Raw genomic sequence first — 14,242 nt, forward strand, 5'->3', positions numbered from 1 at the left:
GCCGCCGGGCTTATCCACGAGTTGTGCCCCCCGTTCTACCGGGCGTTGGTGGACTCACCCCGGCGGGGGAGATACGGTATGGGGGGGGGTATGGCGGCCCCGCCGACTTCCCACTCCTCGCGTGTCCTTCTTCGATCAGCTGCTGCTCGGGCGCGGGGACGGCAGCGACGCCGAACCGCTCAGCAGCGGCCATTCGCGGTGGAACGGCGGCAGCGGGAGCCTGCCCTCGATGACCGGGGTGCCGAACACCTTGAGGTGCGCGGTCAGCGCGCCGTTCAGGTCGATGCCGCCGAGCAGCGCCCAGGTGCCCTGCACCTGCGGGCCCTTGCCGGGGACGTCGACGGCGAGGGAGCCCTCCACCTTGGCGCTCAGGTACGGGGCGACGGTGGTCTCGACGCCGACGGTGTCGTACAGGCCGAGGCTGATCTCGGCGCCGAGGGCGGCGCGCACGCCGGCCTTGCCGTTGAGACGGACGTGGACCGGGGAGACCTTGGTGTCGGCGTCGGTGGCCGAGGTCCAGCCCTTCCCGCCGGTGTAGTCGGCGCGGACGGCCCAGGTGCCGGTGGCGTCCTGCTCGGTCTCCAGGTGGACCTGGCCGTCCGCGCTGACCTCCAGGTAGCAGGTGAGCCCGAGGTTGACCACCACGGGCAGGCCCGCGACGGTCAGCACCGGGCTGGCCTGCAGCTTGGCGAAGGGCACCCGGATCGGCGCGGCGCCGGTGGTGCGGGTGACGTCCCCGGTGACCTTCCACTGCGCGTGGGCGCCCAGGTCGAAGCCGATGGAGGCGGTGCGCGGGCTGGTGGCCTGGGCGCCGTGGTAGGCGAAGTGGACGGCGGGGTGCAGCTGGAGGGAGCCGGAGGCGTCCAGGCTCGCGCCCTCGGGCAGCGGCACGGGGGCCTTGACGTCGACCTCCAGCGTGCCGGAGGCGTCGGCCTTCACGCCGTTGAGGTCGGCGCCGACGGACGCCGTGAGGTCCTTGACCAGCGGCGTCACGGTGATGCCGTGGACGTCGACCGGGACCTGGCCGTCCGCCTCGGTGCCGCCGAGGAGTTCGGCGAGGGTGGCCGGACGGGTGGTCAGGTTGACGGTGTTGCCCGCGCCCGGGTGGACGCCGGTGACGGCGACCAGTGCGCCCTGCGGCGCGGCGGCGGTGGGCGGGCTGGCGAGCAGCTGGCCGGGCTGGACGGCGGCCGCCGCCGCGGTGGCGCTCGCACCGGGCGTGGCGCCGGCGGTGGGAGTGGCCGTGGGAGCGGCGGTGGCCGTTGCGGTGGGCGTTGCGGTCGGCGTGGCGCCCGGGGACGTACCGGGACCCGGCGCGGCGAGCACGGCGGTGCCCTTCGCCGGGTCGTAGGCGGCGAGTTGGAGGGCCTTGGTCGCGGCCGTGACCGCGCCGCCGTCCTTGCCGGGGCTTCCGATGGCGGCCAGCTTGTCGCCGGCCGGCGCGACGGTGACCGGTGCGCCGGCACCGGTGGCGGCGGGGCTGCTCGGGGCGGCCGCTCCGGCCCGGGCCCGCGGGGCGCCGCCGGCCGCTGCGGCTGCCGCCGGGCTGCCCCCGGCGGCGGACGCACCGGTGCCGACGGCGGTTCCGGCCGCGGTTCCGGTGGCGGCGGCCGGTTCGACGGCGGCCTGCGGGGCACTGCCGGGGCCGGTCGGTCCGCAGGCGGCCGTTCCGGCGAGGATCAGGGTGAGCAGGGCGACGGGTGCGGCCCTGCCTATCGAGGGTTTGAACACGCGGCGCAATGTTACTGACGGGGAATTAATTTGTCGAAGACAGGCCAAGGGCGCACGAAGCCGCAGCTCAGGCCGGGTCGGAGCGGCTCAGGTCAGGTCAGGGAGGACCAGCCGCGCGACGGGCAGCCGCTCGCCCGGCAGGGCGCCCGTCGGGGCGGCCCCGGCCAGTTCCGCGAGGTAGCGGGAGCGTTCCATCGGCACCGCCCCGAGGCTGCGGATGTACGGCCCGTCCCACTGCGCGTCCAGCAGCCGTCCGCCCGCCGCGCCGAACCGGGAACCGAGGTCGGCCACGGCGACCCGGGCGGCGTCCGGGCGGCGGTGGAACATCGAATCCAGGCTCAGCACCGGCCCGACGGCGACGCCGAACACCCCGCCGACCAGTTCCCCGCCCTCCCAGACCTCCCCGCTGTGAGCCGCGCCCCTGGCGTGCAGCTCCAGCAGAGCGGCCGCCAACTCGTGCGTCAACCAGGCCGGTTGGCGCCCCTCGGCGCAGCCGGCGAGCACCTCGCCGAAGGCCCGGTCGACGGTGGTCGACCACGGCGCGCGCCGCAGCCGCCGGGCGAGCCTGCGGGGCAGCCGTACGGCGTCCGGGCGCAGCACCGGCCGGGGGTCCGGTGACCACCACGCGAGCGCGTACGGGTCCTCGCCGCCCGGCAGCACCGGCAGTTCGCCGGACTCGACCGCCTCCCCGTACAGCGCCTCGTTGTAGGCGCCGGCGTACAGGTCCGCCGCCGGCATCGGGAACAGGCCGCGCCGGTAGGCGGCCAGCAGTTCGTCCGGCCCGAGGGCGCCGCCGAGGGCCACCGGCCGGTCGCCGGGGCCGAGTCGGGCTCCCAGCCGGTCGAAGGGACTCGCCGACGTCACAGGAACCCCTCCGCCTCCAGCCGGTCCAGGTAGTGGTCCAGCAGCCCGGCGTCGACGTCCGGCAGCTCGATCCCGCTGCCCTCCAGCGCGTCCTCGGTGTTCGCCCGGTCGAACCGCGGGAACAGGGGCTGGAAGTACAGCTCGCTGATGGACAGTTCCGTCCCCGGCGCGCGGTCGACGAACAGCGGCACGAAGGGCGTGATCGGGTGGGTCGGGTGCGCGGCGGCGAACCGGACCAGGCGCTGCACCCATTCCCGGTACGGGAGTCGGACGATCCGGTGGCCGCGCGCCCGGAGCCGGTCGGCGAGGTCGGCGAGCCCGGCCGGGCGGGGCGAGGTGAGGTGGTAGACCTCCCCGTCGGCGGGCGCGTGGGCGGCGATGTGGGCGATCGCGCGGCTGAAGCGGTCGGCGGGCACGAAGTCCAGCGGGAGTTGTGCGTCCGGGTACGTCCCGCTGTCGGCGAAGTACTTGATCAGTGCGCAGAGTTCGGTGCCGGTGTTCATCACCCCGGCCTCGAGGTCGCCCGTGACGTCGTTGGTGCGCAGCACGGTGACCGGCAGTCCGCTCGCCGCCGCGTTGTGCAGCAGCTGTTCGGCGACCCACTTGCTCTCGACGTAGCCGACGCCGAGCCGCTCGGGGTGGGCGAGCGGCGTGCGTTCGCTGACCTCCCGGACTCCGGCGGAGCCGAACCCGGCGAGGACCGCGAGGGTGGAGAGGTAGTGCACGGGAACGCCCCGGCTGTGCCCGGCGAGCCGCACCACCTCCCGGGTGCCGCCGACGTTGGGTGCGCGCAACTGGTGGTAGGGGTAGAGGAAGTTGACCAGACCCCCGAGGTGGTGGATGGCATCCAGGTGCTCGGCCAGCCAGTCGAACTGACTGCCCGTCATCCCTAGGTTCGGTGCGGCGAGGTCGCCGACCAGCGGCACCACCCGGGCGTCCACGAGGTCGTGCCGCAGGAAGCGCTGCTGGGTGGCGCGCAGCCGCTCCATCGCGTGTTCGGCGTCCGGGGCGCGGACCAGGCAGTGGATGCGCGCCCCGGTGGTGGCGAGCAGGGCGTGCAGCAGGTGGGCGCCGCAGAAGCCGGTGGCGCCGGTGAGCAGGATCTCGGCGGGCTCCGCCCGACTGGGGGCCGGGCTCCACGACTGCCCCACCGGGTGGGTGAGTCGGGCCTCGGCGTACCAGTCGACGGCGGTTTCGCCCGGAGCGGCCCCACCGGTACGGGCGGACTGCAGCGCTGCCGTGAAGTCGCGCAGCACGGGCGAGCGCAGCAGCGCCCGGGTGAGGGTGCGGACGTGGCTGACGTCCAGGCCGAACATCAGCCGGGCCCGGGCGAGCAACTCCATGGCGAGCAGGGAGGTGCCGCCGAGGGCGAAGAAGTCGTCCTCCGGACCGATGAGCCGGGCGCCGAGCAGTTCGGCCCAGAGGTGGCCCACGGCGGCTTCCACGGGGTTCGGCTCGCCGGTGGCGGCCGGCGCGCCGGGCGGGGCGGCGCCGGGGGGCGCGGCTTCGGGCGCGGCGGCGCCGCCGGGCGGTGGGGCGTCGGGCGGTGGGGCGCCGGGCGGTGCGGCGCCGGGCGTTCCGGCCTCGGGGCGCGCGGGGCGGACCGTCCGCACCGGGGCGTCCGGCAGCCGGCGGCGGTCGACCTTCCCGGCCGCCGTCAGCGGCATCGCCTCCAACGGCACGAACGCGGCCGGCACCAGGTACTCCGGCAGCCGGTCGGCGAGGAACGCCCGGATCGCCTCCGGCCGCACCGCCGGGTCGCCGGACGTGTAGTAGGCGGTGAGCGTCCGGCCGCCGTCCGGCGAGGTGCCGGCGGCCGCGACCCTGGCCTGCCGAACGGCCGGGTGGGCGGCGAGGACCGCCTCGATCTCGGCCGGGTCGACCCGGTGCCCGCGCACCTTCACCTGGTCGTCGAAGCGGCCGAGGATCTCCAGCTGCCCGTCCGCGCGCCAGCGCCCGGCGTCGCCGGTGCGGTACATCCGCTCGCCGGGCATCGGGGCGTACGGGTCGGGCAGGAAGCATTCCGCGGTGAGCCCGGGGCTGCGCCAGTAGCCGCGGGCCAGGCCGGGCCCGCCGAGGTGGATCTCGCCCCGCTCGCCGGGCCGGACCGGTCGCAGCCGTTCGTCCAGCACGTGCACCCGGACGCCGGGCAGCGGCCGTCCGATCGGCACCGGCGCGGCCGGGGCGTCGAGCAGGTCCGGGCCGACCTCGCAGAGCAGGGAGGTCACGGCGGCCTCGGTGACGCCGTACGCGTTGAGCAGCCGGACGCCCGGCAAGCGCCGCAGGCAGGCGCGGCAGTCGTCGGCGTGCACCACGTCCCCGCCGACGACCACCAACCGCAGGCCCTGCGGGGCGGGGCCGTCGGGCGGCAGCAGGTCGAGCAGGTGGTGCCAGTACGCGGGCGTGAAGTCGGCGACGGTCAGGCCCAGCTCCGGCAGCCGCTGCACCAGCTCGGTGGGTGCCCAGGTGCCGCCGTCACCACCGAGGACGACCGTGGCCCCGGCGAGCAGCGCGGAGAACACCTGCTCCAACGCGGTGTCCGAGCCGAGCGCGGCCAGCTGCAGCACCCGGTCGCCGGGCGCCAGCCCGTAGGCGTGGACCACCCGGTCGAGGGTGAACACCAGCGCACGGTGGGTGACCGCCACGCCCTTGGGGCGGCCGGTGGTACCGGAGGTGTAGATCAGGTAGGCGAGGTCGTCGGGCGCGGCGTCGGCGCCTGGGCGGGCGGGGTCGTCTCCCGCGTAAACGGCATCGGCGCGTGCGTGGGCGGGGTCGTCTCCCGCGTACGGGGCGTCGCCGGCTGATCGCCCGGCGGGACCGTCGGCGTCCGCCGGCAGCGACTCCACGCCGTCGAAGGAGCGCCCGTCCGCGACCGCCACCCGCGCCCCGCAGTCCGCCACCAGTCCGGCGAGCCGCCGTTGCGGGTGCGCCGGGTCCAGCGGCAGGAACGCCCCACCCGACTTGAGGACCCCGAGCCAGGCCACCACCAGCGGCACTCCGCGCCCCAGGCAGACCGGCACCACCTGCTCCGGCCCCACCCCGCGAGCCCGCAGCGCGGCCGCCAGCCGGTCGCTGCGTTCGTCCAACTCGCGGTAGGTCAGGGTGACTCCGCCGCCCAGGACGGCGACCGCGTCCGGGTCGTGCGCCGCCCGCGCCCGGAACAGCCCGTGCGCCGTCTGCGCGAATCCTGCGCGGGCCGGCGGGGTGCCCGGCCCGGGCCAGTGCCGTTCCACCCAGGCCCGGCAGTCGGCCCGGTCCGCCGGGCCGTACACCGGCTGCCAACCGCCCGGCACGGTCAGGCCCCAGGGCCAGATCGCATACTGACCGTCATCGTTGCGCACCACGGCGTGATGTCCGAAGCTCACATCCGCTCGTACGCCCCGTGCGCTGTCGGCTGCGTCATCCACCGGCTTGACCTCTTGCTGAAGCGGCAGAATGCTGGGAGGTGCGACAATTCCGACTATACGCACTCATGGCACACCGTGAACGTCCGTCGCGGACATCGCCGGACGCCGTTGGCTCGTGGGCGGATTCGCCCGGGTCGACAGCCGGTCGACGCCGGTCCTCCCCTGTGGTCCCCGCCGCCCCTGTCGACGTCCCTGGAGGTCCTGTCCAACCCGAGCCCCGGCCCGACAACGATCCGCCCGGCGATCCACCTCCGCCCGACTCCCGCTCAACTCGAGCCCGACCCCGACCGATCCGCCCCGCACCGCCCGCCCTCGCCCGCACTCCCCCGCCCGACCGGCGGGTGATGCCGTGGAGGAGGTAGCCTCGTTGACTCACCGGCGCCGACGCCTGATGGTCTGTTACCTGATCTGGATGGTGCTGTTCACCGGCATCTACTTCGCCGACCCCGGGCTGCGGATCATCTGGTGGACGGGCATGGGCCTCGGCGGCGTGGCCGCCATCGTGGTCGGCGTCCGGCTCAACCGCCCCCGGCACCCGCTGTTCTGGTACCTGCTGGCGCTCGCCAACCTGTGCTTCACCACCGGTGAGGCGGTGCAGGCCCTCCAACTGGACATCCTGCACCTCAACAACCCGTTCCCGTCCGTCGGGGACGGCTTCTACCTCGCCGAGTTCGTGCTCTACGCGGTCGGCCTGCTCGGCTTCATCCGCTGGCGCACGGCCCGTCAGGACCGCGCCGGAATGCTGGACGCGCTGATCATCACGCTCGGCCTGGCCCTGCTCGTCTGGATCTACCTGATCCTCCCGTACGCCCGGAACCCGGACCTCACCTGGCTCCAGAAGGCCGTCTCGATCGCCTACCCGCTCGGCGACGTGGTCGTGCTGGCCCTGCTGCTGCGCCTGTTGACCCCGCGCGGCGGCAAGTCCCGCTCGCTGCAACTGCTCACCGTCGGCGCACTCGGCCTGCTCACCTCGGACATCCTCTACGGGCTCATCCAACTGCACGGCACCTGGCGGATCGGCACCGGCGTGGAGCTCGGCTGGGCGGCCTTCTACGCCGCCTGGGGCGCGGCCGCGCTGCACCCCTCGATGGTCGAGCTGACCCGGCCCGTGCCCACCCAGCACCCGGACCTGTCCGCCGGCCGGCTCGTCCTGCTCACCCTGGCCTCGCTGATCGCCCCCGTCATCCTGATCATCGAGTCGCTGGCCGGGAACACCGACAACGCGGGAGTGATCGGCGCCTTCTCCGGCCTGCTCTACCTGCTCGTCCTGGCCCGGCTGGCCGTCGTCGTGGTCGCCCGGCGCCAGGCGGTGGCCCGGGAACGCACGCTGCGCGAGGCGGGGGCCCGGCTGACCGCGGCCGTCACCGTCTCGGAGGTCGCGGACGCCGTCCAGGCCGCCGCCTCCCTGCTGATGCCGGCCGAGCGCGGTCACGTCGCCCTGCTCGCGGTCGCGGAGTCCGGCGGCGAGCAGAGCGGCGCCGGGGCGGGGGGAGGTGCGGGGGGAGGTGCTGGGGCTGGGGCTACTACAGGCAGAGGTGCGTCGCCGGGAGGCGTCGCAGCGGGAGGCGCCACGGCGGAGGGTGCTGCGCCGGGCGGCCCTTCGGCCGGCAGCCCTTCGGCGGACGGCGCTGCGGCCGACGGCGCTGCGCCGGGCAGCGCCGCGCCGGGCAGCGCCGCGTCGTCCGGGCCGGGCGTGCTGCACGTCCGGCGCGCCGGCCAGGGTGCGGCGCACCCCCACCCGGCTCCGACGGGGGCCGACGACGAGGTGCTCGCCCTCGCGGCCGACCGGGAGACCAGGCTGCTGCCCGTCGGGTCCATCAGCCTGCCCGACCACCTGGGCCGGATGCCGTGCGCCCTGGTCTGCCCGCTCACCCTCTCCGAACGCCCCTCCGGCGACCCGGCGATCGGCGTCCTGGTGGTCACCGGCACCGAACAGGAGCTGACCAGCCTCTGGGGCTCGCTGGAGATCCTGGCCGCCCAGGCGGCACTGGCCGTGGAACGGGTGGTGCTGAGCCAGGAGGTCACCCGGCGCAACAGCGAACTGTACTTCCGCACCCTGGTGCAGAACGCCAGCGACGTCATCCTGATCATCGACGCGGACGACTGCGTGCGCTACGCCTCCTCCTCCGCCGAGCGGGTGCTCGGCTACCCCGAGCTGAACGGCACGCTGCTCACCGACCTCGTGCCGACCGAGGACAGCCGGGCGGTCGGCAAGGCGCTGGCCCGGATGCGCGGCCCGGCCGACCCGCCGCGGGGCGACCAGCCGCGCGAGCACTGGCGGCTGCTGCGCCAGGACCGCACCCCGATCGAGGTCGAGGTCCGCTCCACCGACCTGCGCGACGACCCCACGGTCGGCGGCCTGGTGCTCACCCTGCGCGACGTGACCGAGCAGCGCCAGATGGAGCGCGAGCTGACCCACCGGGCGTTCCACGACTCGCTGACCGGGCTCGCCAACCGGGTGCTGTTCCAGGACCGGGTCGGCCACGCGCTCTCCCGCAGCGAGCGCAGCGGGGCCGTCACCGGGGTGCTCTTCATCGACCTGGACGACTTCAAGATGGTCAACGACACCCAGGGGCACGCGGTCGGCGACGAACTGCTGGTCGCCGTCTCCCTGCGGATCTCCACCGCACTGCGCAGCTCGGACACGGCCGCCCGGCTCGGCGGCGACGAGTTCGCGGTGCTGGTCGAGGACGCGCTCCGCCCCGGCGACGTCGACACCATCGCGGGCAACGTGCTGGCGGTGTTCGCCGAGCCGTTCAAGCTGAGCGCGGGCGCCGTCCGGGTCAGCGCCAGCATCGGCGTGGCGACCACCGAGGACAGCGTGGACGCCGCCGAACTGCTCACCCACGCGGACCTCGCCCTCTACTCGGCGAAGGCGGCGGGGCGCCGGCAGTGGTGCCACTACCGGCCGGCCCTGCAGGCCGGGCTGGTGGAGCGGCACGAGCTCAACGAGAACCTGGACCTGGCGATCGCCGAATCGGCGTTCCAGCTGTACTACCAGCCGATCGTCGACCTGCGCACGGGCGACCTGGTCGGCTTCGAGGCCCTGGTGCGCTGGCCGCGCGACCGGCGCGGCATGGTGCTGCCCGACGAGTTCATCGCCCTCGCCGAGGAGAGCGGCCAGATCGTCCCGCTCGGCGCCTGGGTCCTCGAACGCGCCGCGCAGGAGGCCGCCGTCTGGCACGCCGCCAGCTCCGCGGCCCGCGCCGCCGCCGGACGCCCACCGCTGCGCGTCAACGTGAACGTCTCCGCCCGCCAGTTCCGCGACGCCGGCTTCATGGAGGTCGTCCGCCACGCCCTGGACACCTCGGGCATCGACCCCCGCACCCTGGTCCTGGAGCTCACCGAGTCCGTCCTGATGCGCCACGACGACCGCCTGCGCGCCGACATGGCCACCCTCGGCAACCTCGGCGTCGGCCTCGCCATCGACGACTTCGGCACCGGCTACTCGTCCCTGTCCTACCTGCGCGAGTTCCCGATCTCCATCCTCAAGATCGACAAGTCCTTCATCGACGGCCTCGGCCACTCCGCCCAGCAGTACGCCCTGGTCGAGGGCATCACCCGGATCGCCGACACCCTCGACGTCCAGGTCATCGCCGAAGGCATCGAACACCCCGACCAGCGCGACCTCCTCGCCGCGATGGGCTGCCCACTGGGCCAGGGCTACCTGTTCGCCCACCCGATGGACGGCACGCAGGCCCGGGCGCTGGTCCGCAGCACGACGTTCGAGGCGGCCTGAGCCGAGGGCCGCATGTGGCAATGCCGCGGAAAAGTCACGGCAATACGACCGCATTCCACCGAGCTGGATCCGCACAGTCCTGAGCGCTGGTGATGGCCGCCCTTTTGCCGTCGCTGACCAGGGAGAAGTCCGGCTCGGCTTGCCGATTCGGCCCCGACCATCCACCAGCCTGACGTACGGGTTGGCCCGGGTACACTGCACCGCTGAGTACCCACAGGTGGATGAAATGAATTTCGAACGAGACGTCAGCTTCGGCGAGTGGACCGACCCCGCCAAGCCTCCGCGCGACGGCGCGTCCGGAAGACCGTCCACGGCGAGTCCTCCGGCGCCCCCGCGACCGTGTACGGACGGGACTCACTGCTGCCGAGCCGCCGGATCGTCACCGTCGCGACGACGACCGGGACGATCCGCTTCCGGACCCATCGGTTCGCGGTCCTGCAGTTCGTCTGACTCGGCCTCCCACACCGAGCCACGCACCGCAGCCCGCCATTCAGCCGTCGGAGCCGGTATTCGGCGGATACACCGTCGCCACCACCGTCCCTGCGGCGCTGAACTCGCCGGGTCGCCGTCCGATCTCCGGACGGCGACCCGATGCCCAACGAAACTGGGGTGACCATGCAGAAGCAGCGCAGTCCCTGGGCAGTCGTCCATCTCGTGATCGGACTGGTCCTGGTACTGGTCTCCGTCTCGTCCGCGGCCTTCGCCAGCAGGGTGGACGACCTCATTCCCATCGTCCTCACCGGTATTCCGGGGCTGGTGCTGGTGGTCCGAGCCCCGATGTTCGGCGTCTCCTTCGGAGCGGCCGGCGTCATGTACTCCGGCCTCCTGCGAGCGCGGTCCTACACCTGGCAGGAGGTCGAGGCAGTGCGATCAGCCACCGTGTCCGGGACGCTCTTCTCGTCCGACGTACCAGAGCTGGTGCTGACCGACGGAAACTCCGACCAACTCTCGTTGCTCGCCGGATACGGCCGGGGGGGGAGAAGGTCAACGAGCGGGTGCGATCCCTCGTCGCTGACCTGGAGAAGGCCCGGACCGCAGCGCTGCCCTCCTGACACCCGTCGATTCAGGGGCGCGGCATCGAAGACATGACGGAGAGGGCCGGTCCCCGTCCTCTCCCACCCAGGAAGGGAACCATGGGCGACAGGGCGCTCTGCAGTACAACGGAGCACGTCATCGTAGAGGCGGATCAGCGGGAGGCCAGATCAGGCCACGTCTCCATCCTCAGGACGCTCCGTCAGGCGGGCCTGGGCATGGCCGCCCTGGCGGCGCTCTCAGCCGTTCTCTTCGTACTCGTCGGCCCTGTTCCGGGAGCCGGTCTGCTCGCCGCCGCAGCCGCCGTGGTGCTCGCTGCTTCCTGCTGCTTCGCATTCGCCGGGCACTCACCGATGTGCGCAGGAAAGAAGGCGCTGATCCTGGTCTTCGGATGGGTCGAATACGCCTTCTGAACCGCACATCACCCCGCACTGGTCCAAGCCGTGTAGCCGGCCATCGGCGCAAGTACCAGGAGACCGAGACATGGGGCTTTCCATCCAACTCGTGGACACGACGCTCACTGCGGACACGAACCACCAGGCGAGACAGAAACGGAGATCCGGCCGGAGCGCCGTTTCCGACATCGTCGCCTTCCTCCTCGAGGACGGAGAACTCGCAGCCGCGATCACCGCGGTCGGCCGAGACGCCCTTCCCACGTTGGCGCGGGTCGATCCCCACCGCGACTCCGAGTTCGACCACTACTTCTGCGCGTTGGCCCTTGCCGAGTTGGACCGGACCGCCGGTCACCCCGCCTCGGCGGCCCAGCGGGACTTCCTCGACGAACTTCGCGCGCTGCTCCAGCGTGCCTTGGCGGAGCCCGCGTACATCGTTCGCTTCATCGGGGACTGACCCGTTTCGCCGATCTGTGGAACGGACCGTGGAGGTAGTGGATGGCCCAGAATGAAGTGCCCCGTACGGTGTCGGCGGAGGAGATTGTGGCGGCGGCCGGCAGCTCCGGCGTCTTCTCCTCGATCACGGTGGAGGAGGTCGCCGACGATCCGCGACTCGTCGACATCCGGTTGGAGAGCCCGGTCGGGCACACGTACCTCGTGATGCTGAGGGAGGATCTCGGCGAGGCCAGGGTGCTCTTCGCGGACTATATGTTCGACGACGTTCCCGCCCACCGGCTCCTGCGCTTCGTCGAGCTCCTGGAGCGGGGGGAAGTCCACCTCTCGTTCAGCAAGTTCGGGAGGCACCTGGTCTTGCAGGTCCCTCTCCCCGAAGGGACGTGGCTTGATCGGCGCAGCACCGCCAACGGCGACCTCTCGGATTGGGCGGAGGGTGTGCTCAGGCGCTGACCGCCCAGGAGGAATGCCTCGCTCGCAGGAGGCACTTCGAACGGGGGAACGGACGCGGTGAAGCGGCGGTCGAGGGTTCTCGGCCGCCGCTTCGGTGTTCTCCGGCGGGCCTCAGGGGTTGGCGCGGAGCAGGTCGAGGAGGCCGGGGAAGCGGGTGTCGAGGTCGGTGTGGCGGAGGGTGGCGGCGCGGGAGTTGCCGCGGTCGACCTGACGGACGAGGCCGGCTTCGCGCAGGACGCGGAAGTGGTGGGTGAGGGTGGATTTGGAGACGGGGAGGTTGAAGGAGGCGCAGGTGCGGGCGGTGTCGGCGGGTTCGCGGAGCAGCGCGGTGACGACTCCGTAGCGGAGGGGGTCGGCGAGGGCACTCATGACGGTGCGCAGGTCGAGTTCGTCGACGGCCGGGTGGCCTTCTTCGTCGGGCATCGGTGCCGGTCCTCCCTGGGCGGGGCAGAGGTATGGGTTGCATCGTACCTCGGGGGCATGGCAGCTTAAGGTTCGATCAAATCCGTACCTGGCCACACCGTGGCCGGTTCGAGCCTGGAGTGCTGCCCTGATGAGCCCAGCAACCACGATCCCGTCCACCGCACCGGACGCGCCGCCGCGTTCCCGCCGCCCGCTCACCCTCGTGGCCGTGCTGCTGGCGGTGTTCGTCGTACCGATGTCGATCTCCGGCACCGCCGTCGCGCTGCCCGACATCGGCGCCGACACCCACGCCGGGCTGGCCCCGCTGCAGTGGGTGGTGAACGCCTTCAACGTGGCGTTCGCCTGCTTCACCCTGGTGTGGGGATCGGTCGCGGACGTCGTCGGGCGGGTGAAGGCCTTCGCCGCCGGGGTCACGCTCTACGCCGCCGGCTCGCTGGCCAGTGCCGTGGCCGGCGACGCGCTCCTGCTGGACGCCGCCCGAGCGCTGACCGGGATCGGCGGAGCGGCGATCTTCTCCTGCGGGGCGGCCATCCTGTCCACCGTCTTCGAAGGACCCGCCCGGGCCAGGGCCTTCGCGCTGTTCGGCACGGTCGCGGGCGTCGGCGTCGCCGTCGGGCCGTCGCTGGCGGGCGCGTTGGTGCAGGGCCTCGGTTGGCGCTGGGTCTTCGCCGCTCATGCGGTGGCTCTCCTGCTGGTGCTGCCGGTGGTTCCGGCGATCGCCCGGGCGGTGCCCGTCCACGGGGGCGGCGGGCGGATCGACGTGCCCGGCAGCGCACTGTTCGTGGTCGCCATGGTGCTGCTGACCACCGCCATCGTGCAGGGCTCGCAGTGGGGTTGGGGCAGCCCGGGGGTGCTCGGGCTGCTGGCCGGCGCGCTCGCGGCGCTCGCCGTCTTCGTCGCCGTCGAGCGGCGCAGCGCCCATCCGATGCTCGACCTGGGCGTGCTGCGCGAGCGCCGCTTCCTCGGCCTGTGCCTGGTGCCGGTGGCCGCCTCCTTCGGCTTCGTCACCCTGCTCACCTACCTGCCGAGTTACCTGACCGCCGTCACCGGCCGGGACGCCGGCACGGCCGGCCTGCTGATGCTGTTGCTGACGGCGCCGGTGCTGGTCTGCCCGATGGTCGCCGCCAGGCTGGTCGGTCGCGGTGTCCGCCCGCTCACGCTGATCGGACTGAGCCTGGTCTGCCTGGTGCTCGGCGACCTGGCGCTCACCCTGCTCTCCCCGTCGGCCGGGGTGCTGGTCCTGGCCGCCCCGATGCTGGTGACCGGCGCCGGGATGGGGCTCTCGGCCGGGCTGGTGGACGGGCAGGCGCTGGCGCTGGTCGACCCGGCCAAGGCGGGCATGGCGGCGGGCTTCCTCAACACCCTGCGCCTGGGCAGCGAGGCGGTGGCCGTGGCGGTGTACGGCTCGGCGCTGGCGACCGTGCTCGGACGGCGGGTGAGCGACGGCATCGGCGGTGGCGGGTACCCGGTGGCCGGCAACGCCGCGCGGGTCGCCGAGCAGGCGGCCGGGGGCGACCTCGCCGGTGCCGCGGCACTCTCGGGGGCGACCGACCGGACGGGCTTCGCCGGGTTCCTCACCCGCGCCTACGACTCCGCGTTCCACTCGGTGCTGTGGGGGCTGGTGGCCGTCGGCCTGGTGCTGGCCGTGGTGATCGCGGCGCTGCTGCGCGGAGGCCGGGACACGGAGGGAGTGGTCGGAGCGAGTCGCTAACTAGGCCGTGAAGCAGGGGACTTGCGGGCCCAGCGTC

Annotated in this window: 11 protein-coding genes; 7 read left to right on the plus strand and 4 right to left on the minus strand. The window is 73.5% G+C overall.

Features of this window, described 5'->3' with window-relative positions; translation table 11 throughout:
- Positions 1–135: 135 nt before the first annotated feature.
- From ACGF07_RS13375 to ACGF07_RS13385, 3 genes are all read right to left on the minus strand, one after another.
- Positions 136–1,731, minus strand: coding sequence for a hypothetical protein (locus ACGF07_RS13375; RefSeq protein ID WP_392898123.1), 1,596 nt, complete (start codon positions 1,729–1,731; stop codon positions 136–138).
- 87 nt (positions 1,732–1,818) lie between these two features.
- Positions 1,819–2,595, minus strand: coding sequence for a leucyl/phenylalanyl-tRNA--protein transferase (locus ACGF07_RS13380; RefSeq protein WP_392898125.1), 777 nt, complete (start codon positions 2,593–2,595; stop codon positions 1,819–1,821).
- Complete coding sequence (locus tag ACGF07_RS13385) at positions 2,592–6,065, minus strand: amino acid adenylation domain-containing protein (protein ID WP_392898127.1); 3,474 nt, start codon at positions 6,063–6,065, stop codon at positions 2,592–2,594. The genes ACGF07_RS13380 and ACGF07_RS13385 overlap by 4 nt, the downstream gene beginning before the upstream one ends.
- Before the next feature lie 304 nt (positions 6,066–6,369).
- Here ACGF07_RS13385 and ACGF07_RS13390 point away from each other — a divergent pair, with 304 nt between their 5' ends.
- The 6 genes from ACGF07_RS13390 (at position 6,370) to ACGF07_RS13415 (ending at position 12,071) form a co-directional block, all read left to right on the plus strand.
- Positions 6,370–9,741 (plus strand): putative bifunctional diguanylate cyclase/phosphodiesterase, encoded by a 3,372-nt coding sequence (locus ACGF07_RS13390; protein WP_392898130.1) that lies wholly within the window; start codon positions 6,370–6,372, stop codon positions 9,739–9,741.
- 258 nt (positions 9,742–9,999) lie between these two features.
- Positions 10,000–10,191, plus strand: a complete 192-nt coding sequence (locus tag ACGF07_RS13395; protein ID WP_392898132.1) for a hypothetical protein — start codon at positions 10,000–10,002, stop codon at positions 10,189–10,191.
- Positions 10,192–10,350: 159 nt separating this feature from the next.
- Entirely contained in the window at positions 10,351–10,830 is a 480-nt protein-coding gene (locus ACGF07_RS13400; protein ID WP_392898135.1) for a hypothetical protein, read from the plus strand.
- 44 nt (positions 10,831–10,874) lie between these two features.
- Positions 10,875–11,186, plus strand: coding sequence for a hypothetical protein (locus ACGF07_RS13405; protein WP_392898138.1), 312 nt, complete (start codon positions 10,875–10,877; stop codon positions 11,184–11,186).
- Positions 11,187–11,256: 70 nt separating this feature from the next.
- On the plus strand, positions 11,257–11,622 hold the full coding sequence (locus ACGF07_RS13410; RefSeq protein ID WP_392898141.1) for a hypothetical protein: 366 nt from the start codon (positions 11,257–11,259) through the stop codon (positions 11,620–11,622).
- 41 nt (positions 11,623–11,663) lie between these two features.
- Positions 11,664–12,071 carry a hypothetical protein gene (locus tag ACGF07_RS13415; RefSeq protein WP_392898144.1) on the plus strand — a complete coding sequence of 136 codons (408 nt, stop codon included), beginning with the start codon at positions 11,664–11,666 and terminating at the stop codon, positions 12,069–12,071.
- 111 nt (positions 12,072–12,182) lie between these two features.
- Here the strand turns inward: ACGF07_RS13415 and ACGF07_RS13420 are convergent, their stop codons facing one another.
- Entirely contained in the window at positions 12,183–12,494 is a 312-nt protein-coding gene (locus ACGF07_RS13420; RefSeq protein WP_392898147.1) for an ArsR/SmtB family transcription factor, read from the minus strand.
- Positions 12,495–12,624: 130 nt separating this feature from the next.
- Between ACGF07_RS13420 and ACGF07_RS13425 the strand changes: the two genes are divergently transcribed.
- Positions 12,625–14,205: an MFS transporter gene (locus ACGF07_RS13425; protein ID WP_392898149.1), complete on the plus strand. Its 1,581-nt coding sequence runs from the start codon at positions 12,625–12,627 to the stop codon at positions 14,203–14,205.
- The last annotated feature ends 37 nt before the right edge of the window (positions 14,206–14,242 follow it).

Origin of the sequence: Kitasatospora sp. NPDC048194, assembly GCF_043202455.1 — a bacterium.
GTDB lineage: Bacteria > Actinomycetota > Actinomycetes > Streptomycetales > Streptomycetaceae > Kitasatospora.

What these genes read in the sequence shown, in the direction of transcription:
- ACGF07_RS13405 (WP_392898138.1), top strand. Translation starts at nt 10,875, where the DNA reads ATGGGCGACAGGGCGCTCTGCAGTACAACGGAGCACGTCATCGTAGAG.
- ACGF07_RS13410 (WP_392898141.1), top strand. Translation starts at nt 11,257, where the DNA reads ATGGGGCTTTCCATCCAACTCGTGGACACGACGCTCACTGCGGACACG.
- ACGF07_RS13415 (WP_392898144.1), top strand. Translation starts at nt 11,664, where the DNA reads ATGGCCCAGAATGAAGTGCCCCGTACGGTGTCGGCGGAGGAGATTGTG.
- ACGF07_RS13420 (WP_392898147.1), bottom strand. Translation starts at nt 12,494, where the DNA reads ATGCCCGACGAAGAAGGCCACCCGGCCGTCGACGAACTCGACCTGCGC.
- ACGF07_RS13425 (WP_392898149.1), top strand. Translation starts at nt 12,625, where the DNA reads ATGAGCCCAGCAACCACGATCCCGTCCACCGCACCGGACGCGCCGCCG.